Below are 1,632 nucleotides of genomic sequence, written 5' to 3' on the forward strand. Positions count from 1 at the left end.
AAGCTGCTGAGATTCCAGAAGGGACACAACTTGGATCAATCGAAGACTTCATGAATGCGATTGCTAACAAACCGGTCTTGGTCTATGTAAAGAAAGAACCAAACGAATACCAAGGAAAAACAACTGATGTTAACCAAGTTGCACCATGGAACTTTAGCAAGACGAAATTTGAGAGCGTGCAACATACCTGGGCAAATAAATCAGGATCAATGAAAGACAACGGCAAACCAATTGAAATCTCAAGTGATGATTTACCATTCTAAATTTATGGAGGCTATAAATTGAACTATGACAATATACCAACTGAATTACGGTCCTTAACGCAATGGGGGACTTATGAAAAGGTTTGGAATGAAGAACGACAGAAGTATACCAAAATTCCACACAACGCCTTAAATGACGAGGGAGGACGTTCTAACGCACCCGAAACTTGGGTAGATTTTCAAACAGCCCTGGCAGGTATGAAGAAATTCAATCGTGATGGCTTAGCTTTCTATTTTGGCAATGGTTATGTCGGTTTAGATATTGATCACATTAAAGATGAGATTGAACAATATCTGCTTGGCGATTATCAACATACAGTTGTGAAAGATGTCATTGATAAGTTGCAAAGTTATACCGAAGTAAGTCTATCTGATGAAGGTATTCATGCGATTTTCAAAGGTAAAATACCAGGCAATCGCAGACGGAAAAGCAACATTGAAATGTATGAATCAGGACGATTCTTTGCACTAACTGGTAAAACGATTGGACCGTTTGCAAACCACGTCAATGCACCAATACCTGAAAACATTAAGCTGTTGTATACCAAGTTTTTTGGTGAAGATAAAGTCGTGCAGCTACCGAATCAATCCACAATTACAACCAACGACTTAGATGTTGATGAAATCATCAGACGGGCTGAAATGTCTAAGAATGGTAATCGGTTCAAATTATTCATGCAAGGTGGCTGGGAGAATCATTATCCATCACAGTCTGAAGCTGACTTAGCTTTCGCAGATACACTCGCATTCTGGTGTGGGAGAGACTTCAGCAAGATGGATCAGATATTTAGATCGTCAGATTTAATGCGACCTAAGTATGATGAACAACACGGAAAGACAACCTATGGCAATGCATTACTGAACAAAGCCATTAATGAAACAAGTGAGACATTCAATCCAAAGAAACAGCCATTGAATAAGTACATTCTTAATTTTGGTGGAGATGATGATAAGAAAGACGATAAGCCAAAACCACCACGCAGTTGGGATGATACCGGTAATGCAGACCGCTTCATGGACTTATACGAAAACTTAGTTAGATATTCGTACATTGATAAAAACTGGTTTGTGTATAACGGCAGTTATTGGGAAGTTGATAACCAAGGCATGATTGCTAGTTACTTGGATAACATGCTGGAAGTTATGAAGAATGAAAAATTGTTTATTGCGGCAGGGCAAGAAGAAGAGAATGCCAAAAAAAACTGGGATAATTTTTTACAAAAAACCCGCAGCAACCATTCAAAGAAAGCAATCCTAGATGAGATTAAACATCGAGTACCAATTTTGCACGGTGAGTTTGATAAGGATAAAACTTTACTGAATGCCGAGAATGGTTACATTGATATGAACAGTGGTATTCTCCACGATC

General features: G+C 38.6%; 2 protein-coding genes. Both read left to right on the forward strand.

The features are described 5' to 3' along the window. Window positions 1–263 (forward strand): DUF669 domain-containing protein (locus ACYVQZ_RS09965; RefSeq protein ID WP_461241225.1); only part of this gene is annotated, 263 nt, incomplete at its 5' end. 18 nt (window positions 264–281) lie between these two features. After that, window positions 282–1,632 (forward strand): phage NrS-1 polymerase family protein (locus ACYVQZ_RS09970; RefSeq protein WP_461241227.1); only part of this gene is annotated, 1,351 nt, incomplete at its 3' end.

This window comes from Paucilactobacillus salsurae, from assembly GCF_054784995.1.